18 protein-coding genes are annotated in these 17280 nt (G+C 42.0%); 2 read left to right on the forward strand and 16 right to left on the reverse strand.

Translation table 11 applies throughout. The features are described 5' to 3' along the window. Positions 1–2: 2 nt before the first annotated feature. The 16 genes from ruvB to ACSSWA_RS06625 all read right to left on the reverse strand — a co-directional run bounded on the left by ruvB (position 3) and on the right by ACSSWA_RS06625 (position 14880). Positions 3–1031 carry a Holliday junction branch migration DNA helicase RuvB gene (gene ruvB / locus ACSSWA_RS06550; protein WP_437355759.1) on the reverse strand — a complete coding sequence of 343 codons (1029 nt, stop codon included), beginning with the start codon at positions 1029–1031 and terminating at the stop codon, positions 3–5. Continuing rightward, entirely contained in the window at positions 1028–2110 is a 1083-nt protein-coding gene (locus tag ACSSWA_RS06555) for a heparan-alpha-glucosaminide N-acetyltransferase domain-containing protein (RefSeq protein ID WP_437355760.1), read from the reverse strand. Before ACSSWA_RS06555 ends, ruvB begins: the two co-directional genes overlap by 4 nt. Beyond that, the gene (locus ACSSWA_RS06560) at positions 2103–2510 is read right to left on the reverse strand and encodes a cobalamin B12-binding domain-containing protein (protein WP_437355761.1); all 408 of its coding nucleotides are present in this window, start codon (positions 2508–2510) and stop codon (positions 2103–2105) included. The genes ACSSWA_RS06555 and ACSSWA_RS06560 overlap by 8 nt, the downstream gene beginning before the upstream one ends. Before the next feature lie 60 nt (positions 2511–2570). After that, positions 2571–3332 carry a 3-deoxy-manno-octulosonate cytidylyltransferase gene (gene kdsB, locus ACSSWA_RS06565; RefSeq protein ID WP_437355762.1) on the reverse strand — a complete coding sequence of 254 codons (762 nt, stop codon included), beginning with the start codon at positions 3330–3332 and terminating at the stop codon, positions 2571–2573. Between the two features lie 11 nt (positions 3333–3343). Next, on the reverse strand, positions 3344–3634 hold the full coding sequence (gatC, locus tag ACSSWA_RS06570) for an Asp-tRNA(Asn)/Glu-tRNA(Gln) amidotransferase subunit GatC (protein WP_437355763.1): 291 nt from the start codon (positions 3632–3634) through the stop codon (positions 3344–3346). Between the two features lie 18 nt (positions 3635–3652). After that, positions 3653–4909 (reverse strand): VWA domain-containing protein, encoded by a 1257-nt coding sequence (locus ACSSWA_RS06575; RefSeq protein WP_437355764.1) that lies wholly within the window; start codon positions 4907–4909, stop codon positions 3653–3655. 75 nt (positions 4910–4984) lie between these two features. Further along, positions 4985–5578 (reverse strand): hypothetical protein, encoded by a 594-nt coding sequence (locus ACSSWA_RS06580; RefSeq protein ID WP_437355765.1) that lies wholly within the window; start codon positions 5576–5578, stop codon positions 4985–4987. A gap of 39 nt (positions 5579–5617) precedes the next feature. Beyond that, positions 5618–6715, reverse strand: a complete 1098-nt coding sequence (locus ACSSWA_RS06585; protein ID WP_437355766.1) for a M48 family metallopeptidase — start codon at positions 6713–6715, stop codon at positions 5618–5620. Further along, positions 6712–7467, reverse strand: a complete 756-nt coding sequence (locus ACSSWA_RS06590) for a tetratricopeptide repeat protein (RefSeq protein ID WP_437355767.1) — start codon at positions 7465–7467, stop codon at positions 6712–6714. Before ACSSWA_RS06590 ends, ACSSWA_RS06585 begins: the two co-directional genes overlap by 4 nt. Next, a complete protein-coding gene (locus ACSSWA_RS06595) occupies positions 7464–9290 on the reverse strand; it encodes a BatD family protein (RefSeq protein WP_437355768.1) in 1827 nt (608 codons plus the stop codon). Before ACSSWA_RS06595 ends, ACSSWA_RS06590 begins: the two co-directional genes overlap by 4 nt. Positions 9291–9308: 18 nt before the next feature. Continuing rightward, positions 9309–10040: a tetratricopeptide repeat protein gene (locus tag ACSSWA_RS06600; protein WP_437355769.1), complete on the reverse strand. Its 732-nt coding sequence runs from the start codon at positions 10038–10040 to the stop codon at positions 9309–9311. After that, complete coding sequence (locus tag ACSSWA_RS06605; RefSeq protein WP_437355770.1) at positions 10037–11080, reverse strand: VWA domain-containing protein; 1044 nt, start codon at positions 11078–11080, stop codon at positions 10037–10039. Before ACSSWA_RS06605 ends, ACSSWA_RS06600 begins: the two co-directional genes overlap by 4 nt. Positions 11081–11082: 2 nt before the next feature. Then, on the reverse strand, positions 11083–12078 hold the full coding sequence (locus ACSSWA_RS06610) for a vWA domain-containing protein (protein ID WP_437355771.1): 996 nt from the start codon (positions 12076–12078) through the stop codon (positions 11083–11085). Further along, on the reverse strand, positions 12071–13012 hold the full coding sequence (locus tag ACSSWA_RS06615) for a hypothetical protein (RefSeq protein WP_437355772.1): 942 nt from the start codon (positions 13010–13012) through the stop codon (positions 12071–12073). The genes ACSSWA_RS06610 and ACSSWA_RS06615 overlap by 8 nt, the downstream gene beginning before the upstream one ends. After that, a complete protein-coding gene (locus ACSSWA_RS06620; protein ID WP_437355773.1) occupies positions 13006–13881 on the reverse strand; it encodes a DUF58 domain-containing protein in 876 nt (291 codons plus the stop codon). The genes ACSSWA_RS06615 and ACSSWA_RS06620 overlap by 7 nt, the downstream gene beginning before the upstream one ends. Before the next feature lie 15 nt (positions 13882–13896). Beyond that, complete coding sequence (locus ACSSWA_RS06625; RefSeq protein ID WP_437355774.1) at positions 13897–14880, reverse strand: AAA family ATPase; 984 nt, start codon at positions 14878–14880, stop codon at positions 13897–13899. 179 nt (positions 14881–15059) lie between these two features. Between ACSSWA_RS06625 and ACSSWA_RS06630 the strand changes: the two genes are divergently transcribed. Continuing rightward, complete coding sequence (locus ACSSWA_RS06630) at positions 15060–15719, forward strand: class II aldolase/adducin family protein (protein ID WP_437355775.1); 660 nt, start codon at positions 15060–15062, stop codon at positions 15717–15719. 40 nt (positions 15720–15759) lie between these two features. Continuing rightward, complete coding sequence (locus tag ACSSWA_RS06635; RefSeq protein ID WP_437355776.1) at positions 15760–17280, forward strand: AbgT family transporter; 1521 nt, start codon at positions 15760–15762, stop codon at positions 17278–17280.

Below are 17280 nucleotides of genomic sequence, written 5' to 3' on the forward strand. Positions count from 1 at the left end.
GCTTAAAATAAAGTTTGTTGATTGTTCTGAATACCGCGTTTGCGATTAAATCGGGCGTACGCAAGATCCGTCGCTTCTCTTCCTCGCGGGGTTCGTTGAATAAAACCCTGTTGAATTAAAAAGGGCTCATAGACTTCTTCGATAGTTCCGGCGTCCTCGTTTACTGCTACGGCTATTGTATTCAAGCCGACGGGACCGCCGTTGAATTTTTCAATTATCGTAAGAATGATTTCCTTATCCATTTCGTCCAGACCGTCTTCGTCTACTTCGAGAGCCGTCAAAGCCTTGCGCGCGATATCGACGTCGATAGATTTTTTATTTTCATAATCGGCAAAGTCTCTCGTCCTTCTAAGCAGTCTGTTTGCAATTCTCGGAGTTCCTCTGGAACGTTTGGAAATTTCTTCGGCTGCGAGGTCGTCGATCTCGATATTCAACAACCGAGCCGACCGGTTAATAATTTTCTTAATCAGAGGGCTGTCGTAGTAATCGAGACGGGCTTTGATTCCGAAACGGTCGCGCAGAGGAGCGGTCAGAAGACCGGCGCGCGTTGTGGCGCCGATGAGTGTGTACTTGGGCAATTTTATCTGTACTGTCCTGGCGTTCGGCCCGCTGTCTATCATTATATCGAGTTTAAAATCTTCCATTGCCGAATAAAGATACTCTTCAACCACGGGACTTAAACGATGTATTTCGTCAATAAAAAGGACTGAATGTTCCTCCAGGTTTGTCAGCAATCCGGCAAGGTCGCCCGGTTTTTCGAGAACGGGACCCGAAGTTACTTTTATCTTAACTCCCATTTCGTTTGCAATGATATGAGCAAGAGTTGTCTTTCCCAATCCGGGAGGACCGGTTAGCAAAACATGATCCAGACTATCTCCTCTTTTGAGCGCCGCGCCTATAAATACCTTCAAATTGTCAGTAATTTTACTTTGACCCGTGAACTCATTAAATGTTCTGGGACGAAGCGTATGCTCAAGCCTTACATCGTCGTTATTGGCGGTGGGATTAAGATTTTCGGTTCTTTTCTTCAAGTTCCCGCTACCTCTCTTTTTAAAGTTAATTTATACTTTTCAATTCCCCATACCATAATAATCATAGCAACAATCATAACAATTGCGCAACAAACAGACAAATAAAGATTCATACTCTTTGCAAAGATTGCGTTAAGCCCCGGCACCCATGCGCTGCCGTAAAGAATTATCACATGAACGGCATAAACGACGAGCGTGTGTCTTCCGACCCATTTAACTATATCCGGTATGGTATCGAGTCTTAGCGCAGTATACGACATAATACTGTTGAGCAAAATAACGGAACCAAGTCTCAACGATATATAATAATAAGCATTATTTTGCGTGAAATCGAACAAATTGATATAGTTGAATATATGCGCCGCAATTAAAAGGAAGACTCCGATTATCATTAAATTCCTGCTGAATCGGGGGGATGTGAAAACATTCGGATTTTTGGCCAGGTAACTCCCGAGCAAAGCTCCGCTTATTACATAACCCGCCCACGGGAAAAACGGAAACAGCGAACCGGTTTTATGATAAAAATAAGCCGCAAGCGGAACCGGTAGTATTTCCGCCCAATTAATTTTTTCGGTATAAGGATAAATTATAAAAAAGAAAAGCGCTCCCGATAAAAATACAGCATAGCTGTTTATTTTCAAAGTCTCGCTAAAATATTCGAGTATCAAAATAAACAAAAGTCCGAATCCGATTAAGTGAAGCGCGTCCGAGGCAAAGAAGATGTACCACTGCTTCAATGAAACATATTGGAAATCGACAAACGAGTGAGTGGGAAATCTCAACATATAACCGATTACAACCAGTGTAATAAAGCGTCTGAAACCTTTATAGACTCTCGGATTTTCCCAGAACGGCTTATTTTGAAGTTTGAGCAGGTAAGTAAAAACTACACCGGACGTAAACATAAAGATAGGCGCAGTTATGCCCCGTTTGATTAACCAGAGCTGATATAACCATGAATCCGGATTTCTGAATTGGTCTGCAAGAAAAGTATCTGTCGTATGACCTTCTACCATCATCAAAACAGCCAATGCTCTCATCAAGTCGAGATATATTATTCTTCTCGGAGAATTATTCATCGTCTGTTTGTACAACCCATTTTTTCAGAAAGTCTATAATTTCGGTAGTAGGAGCGCCGGGCGTAAAAAGTTCGCCAACGCCCATTTCCTTCAGTTTCTTGAGGTCTTCGTCGGGAATAATGCCGCCGCCGAAGAGCAGCACGTCGTTAAGATTTTTCTCTTTCATCAATTCGAGAATTCTCGGAAAGATAGTCATGTGAGCGCCCGACAAAATACTAATGCCGATAGCGTCGACGTCTTCCTGCAAAGCCGCTTCTACAATCATTTCCGGAGTTTGTCTCAGACCGGTATAAATTACTTCCATACCGGCGTCTCTCAAAGCCGCCGCTACAACTTTCGCGCCTCTGTCGTGACCGTCGAGACCCGCTTTGGCTACAAGCACTCTGATTTTGCGTTCCATACCTTCCTCTTATTTTTTTATGTCACTAAAATAAAATGGTTTAAAGGAAAAGACAATTTGTCATCTGCGAGATTTGACGTGCCGCTCGTAAAAGCGGCGGGCAATTTCGAGGTCTTTTGGTGTGTCGACAGAAAGGCTGTCGTATTGTGTTAAAACCACTTTGATTTTAATTCCGTGTTCGAGCATTCTCAGCTGTTCAAGTTTTTCTATCCTTTCGAGGTCAGTTTGATTCCACGATGTAAATTTAAGCAGCGTTTCTCTTCTGTAAACGTAGAGTCCGATATGTTTGTACATTTCGCCCGCTTCAACTCTTTCGAGATTTGTTCTTGCGTCTCTTACGTAAGGAATAGGCGAGCGTGAAAAATAGAGCGCAAAATTATTATAATCGAAAACCACTTTTACAACCGACGGGGATTTCATTTCTTCGACTGTTGTAATACGCCTTATAAGAGTCGATACTTCTACGTTTTTATCGAAGAGTAGAGGTTCTACGGCTTCGTCGATCATTTTGCCTTTGATGAAGGGCTCGTCGCCCTGTATATTCACAAAAATGGAAGCGTCCGGAAGATGCTCGGCAACTATTGCTATACGATCCGTTCCGGAATTTACTTCTTTCGGAGTCATATAAACTTCGGCTCCGAAATCTTTAACGACCCGATATACTTTGTCGTCGTCGACGGCAATTACAACTTTATCGAGAAGTTTCGACTTTTTGGCGTTCAACCATGTATGCTGAATCATCGGCATGCCTCCGATGTCCGCCAGGGGCTTGCCCATAAGTCTTGTTGAAGCGAAACGAGCTGGAATTACTCCGACAATCATAGCGGAAATAATTATTTATTAATCACTTTTGGAACTTTAAAGAACTCCTCGTCCTTGGCGGGAGCGTTTTTAAGAGCGTCTGCTCGGTCTATCGATTCAACAAGCTTATCTTCCCTGAAGACGTTAATATTTTCTATAGGATGAGACAACGGTTCAACTTCTTCGGTATTCAGCTCGTTCAGTTTATCCATATAATTTAATATTTCATTCAGCTCTTCGGTGTATTTACCAATTTCCTCGTCGTTAAATTTCAAACGGGCAAGTTTGGCAATATATTCCACGTCTTTTTTTGTAACCGACATAAAATTTTTCTCCCCTAATTAATTGGAATAAAATCCTTTGCTGTTGAACGTTCCCAGCACAAAAGAACCTTCTCCGTTATACGAATTGTTCTTTATCCTTATCATTAACGTGTGATTCTTATCTCCTCGTTTAGGACTTTGATACGAAATCAGATAAAAGCTGTTTGCAAATTTATCTACTTCCGACTTTATTTGCTCGAATTTGGAATTTAATTCCGATACGCGCGATATCGGATAATAGCCCGCCGTTCCGATTGAGTTTAAAACGGCAGGTTGAATTTCCTCTCCCAGTCCGACTGCAAAAACAATTTTATTATATACTGAATTGACAGCCTCGGTTAAAGAATGGGAACCCTGAGTGTCTCTGCCGTCGGTAAAAAGAATCATAAAACTCTGAATAACGCTATCCGCAGTAAAAACATCATTCAGCAGCGAGGCGCCTTCTATTACCGCGCCGTATAAATCGGTCGACGAATATCCCGTTTGATAGCGCTGAATGCTTCTCTGGAGAGAATCGGAATCGCTCGTAAAATTTGCCAGTATTTCCGTATGTTCGGAAAATTGCAGAATGGCTATTTCCTGTTCGCTGTATTTATTCGATATAAATTCCGAAGCCGCTCTTCTTACTGCGTCGATATTATCTTTCAGGCTTGTGCTGTTGTCAAGGAGCAAAACCGTTCGCAACTTATAATTGATTCCCTCCTTTTTACTAACCGACAGTCTGGATTCGGAAGGCGAAAGCGGTTCTCCGTCTTCGAACACTTCGAAATCGGACGGCTGTAGATCGGAAACGCCTTTTCCGGATAAGTCAAGCGCCTGCAGCAAAACGCGCACGCTGCTGGGTTCGGCGGTTTCAATCTTGTAAAGCTTCAATATATATCCGGCGGAAGGCTGACCGGTCGCCGTCGTCGTAAAACTCCAAATCGGTCCAGCTATTTTAGAACCGTCTTTGAAATATGCAATTACCTGCCAATAATATGTGGTAGAAGGTTTGAGATTTGTCAAAAGGTAGGACGGTTCGTTTAAACTGTCCGCGTAAATAATATTCGGCGGATATGATTCTCCGAAATATAAATCGTACCGCAGGGCTTCCTCCGCCTGCCATTCCAATTTAACCACAGTCGACACATTGGTTTTATTGTTTTCCGGGCTCGGCGAATGCGGCGCATTTGCCTCGCTTAAGGAAGGCTCGGTTCCGGCTTCCTTGTCGAATTGACAGCCCGCCAATAGAATCAATGCAAATATCAGACAATATCTTGCAATTAGCTTAATCAAGTTCAATAATTCGTTTTATGCAATTCAAATATAATCAGATTGATAGAAAGAAGCGGTATTTTAATAGACATCTGTTCAATCCAATTCCATCTCTACAGATTCATCGGAGTTTCGGGTAATAAGAAATTCAATGTATTTACTCGTGTAATTTTCCTGAATATCTTTTTCCCCGATCAAATCGGCTCTTATCTGAACGGTCAATCGCCCCAAGGCTTTGGCAATTTCTTCGTAATTATCGCTTATATCCCTGTCGCGCGTACATTCCGTTATAACTTGTAGAAAACGGTAATATTCTTCCAATACAGGCGGAGCGGCTACAATTGCCAGTCGGTGCGTCAAAAACTGAAGCTTAATGACCTCTTCAGACGCTATATTATCCGTCAACGACATTTCTTCCAACAGATCGATCAATGATTCGTATACCTTTGTCTTCAGTTCCAGAAATTTAATGCTCTGTTCTTTTTTGATCTCGACGGCAGTCTGCTGGTTCAGCAGCGCGGCTGTAATTAACACCGTTGCAACGGTTCCCAATACTATTAATGTTATTTCCTGCGCGAATGGAATGTCGTCGGTAATCTTATAAGTGTATCGGAAATAAAAATAACCGCCTATTATTATGACGGCTGTAAGCGAGAGTATTAAAATTTGTCTTGCTGATATTCTATTCACTGTTTACCCTATATTAGTATTAATCCTAACGCAAAGTTGCTATAATTTTTTTATATAGCCAATTCTTTTTTTCAACGAAGGGTGGCTGTAAAAGAACCATTCGACCAACGGATGAGGATCTTTATCGGCAAGATTTTGTTCCGACAAAGCTTCGAGCGCGCTAATAAAGTCCTCTTTATTGCCGGTTGTTTTGACCGCGTATTCGTCCGCTTCGTATTCGAATTTTCTCGATATGGAATTCATTACCGGAGAAAGGGCTATCATAATAAATCCCAGGGAAATCGCCAGCAGCGGCAGCGCAGCAATCCTGTCAATACCGTCAAAACCGAACAGGGCAACTGCACAGGCGTAAAGTTCCGCCGCCAGATAGAAGCTCAAAAAACTGAAAACCGTACCGATTAAAATATTTTTTATAATATGCTTTTTCTTGTAATGTCCGAGTTCGTGCGCAATCACGGCAATTATCTGTTGAGGCGAATAATTATCAAGCAAAGTATCTGCCAATAATATTCTTTTTGATTTGCCTAAACCAGTAAAAGCAGCGTTGGCTTTTTTTGTATTCTTACTCATATTGAATTGCATGACGCTTTCCACTTTCAGTCCCGCATTTTCAAAAAGCTCTTTAATTTTATCCTTAACCGGGTCATTGTCGAGCGGCGTTATTTTATAGAAAACCGGCATGATAACGAGAGGCACAATCCTGGCGAGAAACACCGAGAACAAAAAAGTAACAACGCCGAACGGCAGCCACCATAAATTACCGAACTTCTTAAGCGTCCAATAAAATATCAGAATAAGCGGAATGCCGATTGCGCCGCTTACCGACAGGCTTTTAAGTTTTTCTATTATCCACGACGCAATATTTTGATTCGACAAGCCGTATTTATGTTCAAGCAGATAATCTTCGTAAAAATCGAAGGGCAGCAGAATCGAATTTATTATTATGCCCGCGAATGCAATAAATAAAATCAATGCAATGTAATCGTTCCCGTTTAAAGACAGCGCTAATCGTTCCAGGCGCGCGCTCCAACCGCCGGCAACAAACAACAGAAGCAGAATAAACGACAGGACGGTTTTGGAAACGGATACGATTATTTTAATCCGGTTATATTCTTTCGATTTATCATCCGTTATCATATTTGTCCGACAGCGTTACTTTCCACCCATCCCACTTTACCGTCCGGCAGTTTTATTTTAAGCCAATCGCCCACTTTGTCGATCAGTTCCATTTTCAAACCCTCGTGTACTACGAATGCATCGTTGCTGTTTTCATCCGGAGCCGCTTTAACGCTGTATACGCTTTCCACCATAACCCCGTATCGCACCGATTCTTCTCTGTTGTATCTTGTGTACAGAATTATCGAAAGTATAATCAACACCGGAAGAACAAATGAAGCCGTAAAGAAGGAGAGTTTCTGGATATTAATCTTTCTGGAAAGGAAGTACCCGCCAAGACTCGCCATAAATATCAGATAAACGGAAATTACAATTACCGCCCATCCGTCGAGCGAAAGAGAAGCCACTAAGGCGTCCCACCATTCGACCAGAAATATACGGGGAACTTCTTCCACTTTATCAACCGTTCTTGCTCGTGCAATCCGAAGATTATAAAGAATGTCCTCGTCGCCGGGTTCGAGCTTCAATCCTTTTTCATAATACAAAATGGCATAGCCGATCTTACCAGATTTGAAATACGCATTGCCGAGATTGTAGTAGAGCGCGGGGCTTTCGTATCCTGAATTGATAATTTCATTATAAAGTTCTATCGATTTATCGTAGCTCTTCTGCCGGTAAAAGTCGTTGGCTTTTTTAAACAGCTCCTCGGGAGACTGAGCCGTTAAATTAAAACTCATAGCTAAAATTAAAAACGCCGTTAATCGCAGTTTCATTTTTTCTTCTCCAGATATGAATCGATTTCGACTATTGTTTTAACTGCGGTGTTGTAAAACTCGTTAGCTGAAATTACGGTTTCTGATTTAGGGGCAAACCTTACAAACTCGCACTTTTCCGATATATCCTTAATTTTACCCAGCAGTTCTTGCGGTACGTTATAAGCGCTCAATTTTTCCAGAGCCAGTTCAATTGTAAATTCCGATTTGTCGATGCCCAATTTGTCTTCCAGATACCCGAAAAGGGCGGAAGACAATTCGGAGTAGAATTTCTCTATATCGTTATTGTCGAGCGCTTTTTTGGCGGCTTTCAATCTTTTCTTTGCGGCTTTCTCAGCCTTTCTGTATTTGAGCAAACGAACGTCGCTTTCAATTTTTTCTTTCCTTCTGTTGATCAAAATCAATACCATCAAAGTAAGAGGCGAGGCGACCAAAATAATCCAGAACCACGGTTTTATCAGCGCGGATTCTTCTTTTTTCGTCAAACCCAAATCCGAGGTTTTGATATATCTTATATCTTCGCTCAGAAGTTTAATGTCTTCTTTGGAAAATCCTGAAGCCGGCGACTCATATTCGCCGACGCCCTTCAAAACATTAATTTCGTATTCCGGCGATTTAATTGTCACGTATTTTTTTGTTGACGGATTGAAAAAAGAAAATTCCGTAGAAGGGATTACCTTTTTTCCGGGCGTTCTGGGAACAATCAGATATTCGGCAATTTTTTGACCGGATATTACGGAGCCGCGATTAATATTTTCATAGACTTTCGGTTCATATTTTTCTATGCCTGCCGGCAGCAGGGGTTCGGGCACAGTTAACAATTTTATATTGCCCGTTCCGGAAATCGTGTACCGGAGCGTAATGCTTTCGTTTGTGTAAGCTTCCTTCTTATCGATTTCGGTCTTTAGCGTAAAATTTCCCACCGCTCCGTTGAACGAAGCCGGAACGTTTTCCGAAGGCAGAGGGATTACATTTATTTTCAGAGTATTCGAGCGCGCTGTATATTCGATCGTTTCCGTTCTGCCGAAAAAGGAATCGTTAAAAAATTCGTCGAATATGTCGTTGCCCGACCTCTTTCGTCTGATTATAACGGGCACATTCAGTTCGAAAGGTGTTACGCTGAGCGCTCCGGCGCGCGTAGGAAACAAAGCTACTTTTTTAATTTCTGCGACCCGGTACCTTTCGCCTTTATAAGTTCCAATCGTAAAATTGATAGTCTGTCTCGGTTCGATTTCTTCAGCCCAGAATCCCTGGTATTGTGGCAGTTTATTTATTTGTGGCGAGGCTATGTTTACTTTAGTATAAAGTTTATAAGTTACCGTGATTTGTTCTCCGACGTATGCGCGGGTTTTACTTGCTTCCGCCAGTATGAATACGCTTTTGGCTAATTCTTCTTCAGTTATTTCGCCCGACGAAGTTTTTTTATCCTGCGGCGTTCCTTTGACTACATTTATCGTTATCGGTTCGGACTTATATATTTTGCCTTCGTAGTCGACGCTCGCTTCGCCTATTGTAAATTTACCGATGCCCGAGGGTTGAAGTATATAAGAATAAGTTAAGGACGCCGACACTTTGCCGTTTATTATTTGCATACTCGTAGATTGATTAGGTCCGCTCAAAACTCTGAAACCTTCAAAAGAAGGCGGACTGAAATTAGTCAAATTATGAATCGACTCCCCTTCGAAAGTAAAATAAACCTGAAATCGTTCGTATTGCGATACGGTTGTTTTGTCGACGCTTGCGCTGAAACTTTGCGCACGGAGCAGAGCGCCGCTACAAATAATCAGAATCAGCGTTACAAACTTTCTAATAGATTTTTCCATAATCCACCCGGTGTTGAATTACCAATCTTTTTCCGTTTTAACGGGTTTACCCTGCATCTTACGCAGCTTTTTTTGCAATTCTTTTTCGTTGTCTTTTAACGCATCGAGTATTCTTTGCGCTTCTTCTTTGGAAATCTGATTTTTCTGTTGCTGTTGCTGCCGTTGTTGATTTTGTTTGTCGTTTTTATTTTTGTTATCGTTCTGGTTGTCTTTATTGTCTTGGTCGTTATTCCGGTTCTCTTTTTTATTCTGATTATTATTTTTATCCTTGTTTTGATCTTTATTTTGATTCTGGTTTTGGTTTTGATTTTGATTCTGCTGTTGTTTCATTTTATTCAAAGCGTACGAAAGATTATACTTGGTTTCGAGATCGTCGGGGTTTAGCTTAAGGGCATTCTTGTAAGCTTCGACGCTTTCTTTATATTTTTCCTGCTTCAGTAATGAGTTGCCGATATTGTGGAATATTTTCGCTTTCAGGAAATTATCGTCGGTAAACGAGAGAGCATTTTTGAAGGATTGAATGGCTTCGTCGTATCTTCCCTGTTTATAATACGCGTCGCCCAGGTTGAAATGACCTTCGAACAAATCATTCTTTTTATCGAGACTTTTCTTAAAATTCACTTCGGCTTCGCTATACTTTCCGTCTTTATATAACTCCGCGCCTTCGTTTATTAAATTTCTAACGCTCTGTCCGTAAGCGACTCCCTGAAGCAAAAGAATAACAGCGCAATATATTATTATCCTCTTCATTCCGAAACCTCTCTCATATTTACAATTTTAGCGGCGAATCGGGACTTATTGTAAGAAATCAGAAAGTCGAGCAGCAAAAGAATAATCGCAGGCGCAAGAAAATAATAAAAACGGTCTTCATAATCGGTTATTCTTTTGGCGCCGTATTCGGTCGCTTCAATTTTTGCCAGGTCGTTATAAATGGCTTCCAGTTCGTCTTCCGTGTTCGTGCCGTGATAGTACTTGCCTCCGGTTTCACCGGCAATTTTCTTAAGTATCTCGTCGTTGAGTCGCGTTAACACGATTTCGCCGTTTGTATCTTTTTTATATCCTGTGCGAACTCCCGCCTGATTATAAACCGGAATAGGAACGCCCGAAGCCGAACCGAGACCTATCGAATAAATCACCACGTCTTTATCTTTTGCTTTTTCAATCGAAGCGTCGATATCGCCTTCGTGGTCTTCGCCGTCCGTAATCAGGATTATTGCTTTTTGCGTCGGGTCGTCGTATTTGAACGAATTCAACGCAAGGTCGATAGCTGCGGCAATTGCAGTGCCCTGCTGCGGAACGGAATTAAAGTCGACAGCGTTCAGAAACAGATTGGCGGCGTTGTAATCCGTCGTAAGGGGAAATTGAATGTACGCCCTTCCGGCAAAAACAATTAAACCCAGGCGGTCGCCCTGAAGCCTTCTAATCAGTTTGGATATTTCGTATTTGGCTTTTTCGAGTCGATTTGGTTTTATGTCTTCCGCCTGCATACTTTTCGATACGTCGAGCAATATATAAACGTCGAAGCCGACTTGCTTTACTTCTTCGACTTTTGTTCCCACCTGCGGATTTGCCAGCGCAATCATCAGAAAGGAAATCGACGTTATAAAGAATCCGAACTTAAGATGTTTTTTTAAACCGCTGTAGGACGGCATTAATACGGTGTGCAATATAGTATTACTAAATCGTCCTAATAGTTTTGTCTGCTTTTTATAAAGGTATAAATAGAGCGCAATCAACAGCGGTATCAAAAACAGACCGTATAAAAATTCGATATGTTCAAAACGAATCATATTCAAGGCAGCTTTCTTAAATAAAATTTATCCAAAGAAAATTCCGTCAGCAATAAAATCAAACCGCCCAATGCCCAAAAGAAAAATAACTCTTTTGCATGACGGTACGAGGTCACTTCCACTTTAGTTTTTTCGAGTTTATCAATTTCGTCGTAGATTTCAGCCAGTTTACGGTTGCTCGTAGCGCGGAAATATTTGCCGCCCGTAATTTGAGAAATCTGTTTAAGCAAGTTTTCATCGATTTCAACCGGCACCATCTGCCTTCTTATACCGAAAGGCGTTTGAAACGGATAAGGCGCCTGTCCCAGCGAACCTACTCCGACTGTATATATTCTTATGCCGAACTTTTGAGCTATTTGCGCGGCTGTTACCGGATCAATTTCGCCAGCGTTATTGACTCCGTCGGTCAATAATATCATTACTTTACTTTTAGCGTTGCTGTCTTTAAGCCTGTTAACTCCGTTTGCGATTGCGTTTCCTATTGCTGTTCCGTCCTGGATCATGCCGCTTTTTATTTCTGCCAGAAGATTCCGCAATACGTTGTAATCGATCGTAAGCGGGCATTGAGTAAAACTTTCCCCCGCGAAAATTACGAGACCGATTCTGTCGTTCGTTCTTCCTCTTATAAAATCTCCGATGACGTTTTTAGCGGCTTCGAGACGGTTGGGCTTGAAATCCTCCGCCAGCATACTGCCCGAAACGTCGAGCACAATTGCAATATCGATTCCTTCGGTATAAATATTTTCTCCGCTCGAAAATGTTTGAGGTCGCGCAAAGGCAATTATCAGCAATCCGATTCCGAGCAATCTTAATACAGCCGGCAGGTGAACCAATCTTTCCTTAATGCCTCCGGGCACGTCTCCGAAGAGCTTCAACGAAGGAAAGAGAATCGAGGGGGAATATTTATCGCGCTTTTTCCAGCAGTAATAAAAAAGCAACGGCAATAACAGCAGTAAATACAAAACCCATTGATTTGCGAATTCAATATCCTTAAACATTTTCTTCAGCCTCTACTTCCTTTTGGGGATAGTAAGCAGTCCGCTCGACAATTTCGTACGCCTGTTTCATCATCTCTTCATTGACTTCGGGAAGCGGTTCGAATTTTGCAAACTTTACCATATCCGCATTATTGAAAAACCTTTCCGAAGTATCGATTATCTTTCCGCCGTCATTACTCTTCCTTAGCTCGTCAATAATTTCGGAGGTCGTTTGTTCAAGAGCGTTGAATCCGAATCTTTCTTCGAAATATTTTCTGATTATTTCCGTTATCTCGCTGTGGTAATCTTTTATAAATCCCCGCTGCCATAATTTCTTTGCTTCGAGCTCTTTGAGGGAAGCCAGAGCTTTTTCGTGCGGCGGTATTTTGACCGTCTCAACTGATTCTTCCGCTGCGCCTTTTTTCTTTTTCCGGTAACGGTAGGCAATATAAATCAGAGCCAATACGATTAAGACGACCAAGATTATCAAGAATATCATCAGCCAGTCTAACGGTATTGTTACGGGAGCTTTTACGTCGCGTATATCTTTTTCCGGATCTATTTTTAGAGAATGAACATTTACAACCAGACTGTCGACAAGAGCAAGTCCCGTATCTTTGCCTGCTACATATTTTATACGAAATGAGGGAATTGTTACGCGCGCCGAATCATAGTATGAAAACAGATAGCCTCGCTTTTCGATAATCTTATTGTCGACTTTATCAATTGAAGTCGTAAGAGTGTCGATAAATTCGAGATTTTTCAAAGAATCTTTTATCGATGGCATCAATATTTTAACGTCCGGCGAACGAGTAATTTCCAGCTGATATTTAATATAGTCGCCGATTTTATAGTCGGAAGTGTCGGTCGTCGCCTTAACCGAGACTTGCTGAGCGTTAATTCCCCCCGCAATAAAAATAGAAAGGAGAATATTTATGAATATCCGGTTCACCATCTTCTTTCCCGCATCTTGAAAAATTCAACCAAAGGTTTGACATAGGATTGGCTGGAATCTATTTCAACCGAGTCGATTCCTCCGGAAATAAAAATCGATTTTCTGTAATCGTTCAATCTCCGTATAGTTTCAAAATAATTTACCTCGAAATCTCCGCTGTTAGTATCGACAAATCTGACTCCGCCGGTTTCGGGGTCGTGAAATTTAATCAGTCCGAATCCTTTGAGTTCTTTTTCTCTCCTGTCGTTAAGAACGATTCCAACGAGGTCGTGTTTTTTGCCGACTATTCTTAGGATTTTGTCATAGCCTTCATCCAGAAAATCCGAAATCAAAAACACAATGGCTCTCTTTTTAACCGCATGATTCAGGTATTCGAGAGCTTGTTTGATATTTGTTTTGTTGCCCCGGGGTTCGAATGAAAGCACTTCCCTGATCAATCTGAGCGAATGAGTTTTTCCTTTTTTGGGAGGAATAAATTTTTCGATTTGATCGGTAAAAAGAATCAAACCGACTTTGTCGTTGTTTTTAAGCGCCGAGAAAGCCAGGATTGCGCTCAATTCGGCGGCTATTCTCTGTTTGTTTTTCTCTCCGCTTCCGAAAAGCAGAGAGCCGCTCATATCGACCATAAGAATAACCGTCAGTTCTCTTTCCTCTTCAAAGACTTTCACAAACGGGTGTCCGAAACGAGCAGTTACGTTCCAATCGATATTTCTGATATCGTCGCCGATCTGATATTCGCGCACTTCGGCAAATTCCATTCCCCTGCCTTTGAATACGGAATGGTATTCGCCGGAAAACAATTCGTTTACCAGTCCGCGCGTGCGTATTTCAATATGTCTTACTTGTTTGAGTAAATCTTTGGCAATCATTATCGAATCCGGATATTAAGGCACTTCCACTCTGTTAAGTATTGTCTGGATTATTTTTTCGGAAGTAATTTCTTCCGCTTCGGCTTCGTATGTAACGGCGATTCTGTGTCTCAGCACGTCGTAACAAATCGAACGGACGTCTTCGGGAATTACGTATCCTCTCCTTCTTATAAAAGCCATAGCTCTTGCGCCTAGCGCTAGATTGATTGTGGCTCTCGGAGAAGCTCCGTAACTAATTAAATCCGTAAGTTCGTCCAGTCCGTAGTCTTTCGGATTTCTCGTGGCAAAAACAATGTCGAGTATATATTTTTCAACTTTTTCATCCATATAAACTTCGTGCACAAGGTTTCGAGCGCGCAGTATGTCGTCCGGATTAATTACTTGTTTAACTTCGGGCAAACTTTGCGAAGAATTCAATTTCATTATTTTCAGTTCTTCTTCCCTGGTGGGATATGTTATTTTAACTTTGAGCATGAAGCGGTCGACCTGAGCTTCCGGCAAAGGATATGTGCCTTCCTGTTCGATCGGGTTCTGAGTCGCCAAAACGAGAAACGGTTCGTCGAGTTTGAAGGTAGTGTCGCCAATTGTAACCTGGCGTTCTTGCATAGCCTCGAGCAATGCGCTTTGAACTTTTGCGGGAGCTCTGTTTATCTCGTCTGCAAGTATGAAATTGGAAAACACCGGTCCTTTTTTAATTGTAAAGTTGCCGTCTTTTTGATTGTAAATTAAAGTGCCGATCAAATCGGCAGGCAATAAATCCGGCGTGAACTGAATCCTTTGAAATTTGGCTTTCATCGAAGAGGCGAGAGTTTTAATTGCGAGCGTCTTTGCCAGTCCCGGCACGCCTTCCAAAAGCACGTGACCGTTGCCCAACAATCCGATAACCAGCCGTTCGAGCATATATTTTTGACCGACAATCACTTTGCCGATTTCATTAAACAAAATGTCAATGAACTCGCTTTCGCGTCTGATTTTTTCGTTTAATGCCGAAATGTCCAATTTGCCACCTCTATATTTTTTAAAATCGTTTGGTTTTACAAAACTCGCATACAAAAGTTTCTGTAATTTTTACGAAACGTAAATATAACAATATTCGAAAAGAGACGTGCAATTCGATTATTATAGTCAGAATTGATCGGATTTATTAAATTGAGCTGCTACAAAAAAAGAGGTACTATATGAAAAAGATAATATTGTTATTTCTGATAATAATCTTCGGATGCAAGGCGCAATCGGACATCGAATACAAGGAATATAAAGACCGATTGATCGAAACAGCCAAAAGGTGTTACGACCGGCAGCTCTTCTGGGGCTCCGGCGGCGACATAAGCGTGAAGATTCCGGGTACTGATAAGTTTATTGTCAAATCGACCGGTTATTCGCTCGGTTCTCTCGATTACGATAGAATTACGACAATGACGCTCGACAATGAAACGATTGACGGTAAAACCCCATCGCACGAGGCTCCGATACACGGCAACATCTATAAAATCAGAAAAGACGCCGGAGCAATACTTCATATGCACGCTCCGTATTCGACCGCCTGGGCGACTGCGGGAATGACAGTCCCGCCGGTGACACAACAATCCGTTAAATTGCTCTCAAAATGCGGCATTGTTAAGTACCATCCGGTAGGCTCAAATGAACTAATTGACGAAATCACCGATTTATATAAAGACAAAGAAATAAAAGTAGTTTTTATGGAAAATCACGGCGTGTTTGTAATTGGCAAAGATCTGGAAGAACTGCTCAACAATGCAGAACTTGTGGAAAATACCGCCCGCATAGCTTATTTATTAAAATCAATCGGCGCTCCTAAAGAATTCAAGTTCGAGTGAATTTCCACTCCAAAAATTAAAATGAAACGAAAGAGAGAAAATGCAGAACAATAATACGAATAAATACATCGACAAATTTTTATCAATAGTAGAAAACGTCGGCAACAAGCTGCCTCATCCCACAACATTATTTGCGCTTTTTGCCGTATCCGTTGTTTTCTTATCGTGGATAGTCAGTCTTTTCGAATTTTCGGTGGTTCACCCGGGCACAGGCGAAGTAATTACACCTGTGAATTTACTCTCCGTCGAAGGCGTCCATCGAATAATCTTAAATATGATTACGAATTTCACTTCGTTTGCTCCGCTTGGCACAGTACTGGTTGCTTTACTCGGAATCGCAGTCGCCGAACACAGCGGTTTGATTGGAGCGGTTTTAAGATTGCTTGTGCTTAAATCGCCGCCCAAGCTTTTAACATTCGTAATCGTATTTTCGGGAATATTGTCCAATACCGCCAGCGAAATCGGCTACGTGCTTCTCGTTCCGCTCTCGGCAATAATTTTTCTTGCCGCCGGGCGTCATCCGATAGCGGGACTGGCAGCCGCGTTTGCCGGCGTATCCGGAGGATACAGCGCGAACTTATTACTCGGTACGATCGACCCTCTTCTTGCCGGACTTACTCAAGAAGCGGCGCACATTATAGACAAGTCATATGAAGTAAACGCCGCGGCAAATTATTATTTCATGTTTGTTTCGACATTTTTTATTGCCGCTGCCGGCACGTGGGTCACGGAAAAAATTGTGGAACCCAGACTGGGCAAGTATTCCGGAAGCGTGGAAGCGGAAGAAATCAAACCGCTCGACAGTTCTGAAAAAAGAGGGCTGAAATTTACAGCATACGCAGTCCTGCTGTTCACGGCAATAATTCTTGCGGGTATTTTACCGGAGAACGGTTTTCTCAGAGAAATTAATACAGGCAGCATTCTTAAATCTCCGTTTCTGAAAGGTATTGTTGCGTTTATATTTCTGGGAGGACTGATTACCGGTTTAGCTTACGGAATAGGCGCCGGCACAATCAAAAACGACAGCGATGCGGTAAAAGGGATGAACAAATCGATGGAGACCCTTGGATCTTACATCGTACTTGTTTTCTTTGCAGCTCAGTTTGTCGCATTTTTCAACTGGACAAATTTAGGGTTGATCGTAGCGGTCGAAGGCGCTAATTTTCTAAAAGCCTCAGGCTTGGGTCCCATTCCACTGTTGATAGCCTTTATAATTATTTCGGCAATAATTAATTTATTCATCGGAAGCGCCTCGGCTAAGTGGGCTGTAATGGCGCCTGTTTTCGTGCCGATGTTTATGCTTCTTGGCTATACGCCCGAACTGGTTCAGGCGGCTTACAGAGTAGGAGACAGCATTACTAACATCATATCTCCGATGATGTCTTACTTTGCTCTCATTATTGCATTCGTGGGGAAATACGACTCTAAAGCGGGAATAGGCACGCTGATTGCGACAATGCTGCCGTATACTTTTACTTTTTTTGTTATATGGGTAATATTATTCATTATCTGGTTCATACTCGGCATTCCAGTCGGTCCGGGCGCGCAAATGTTCCTCTGA

The sequence above is a fragment of the Melioribacter sp. Ez-97 genome (assembly GCF_051488665.1).
GTDB lineage: Bacteria > Bacteroidota > Ignavibacteria > Ignavibacteriales > Melioribacteraceae > Melioribacter.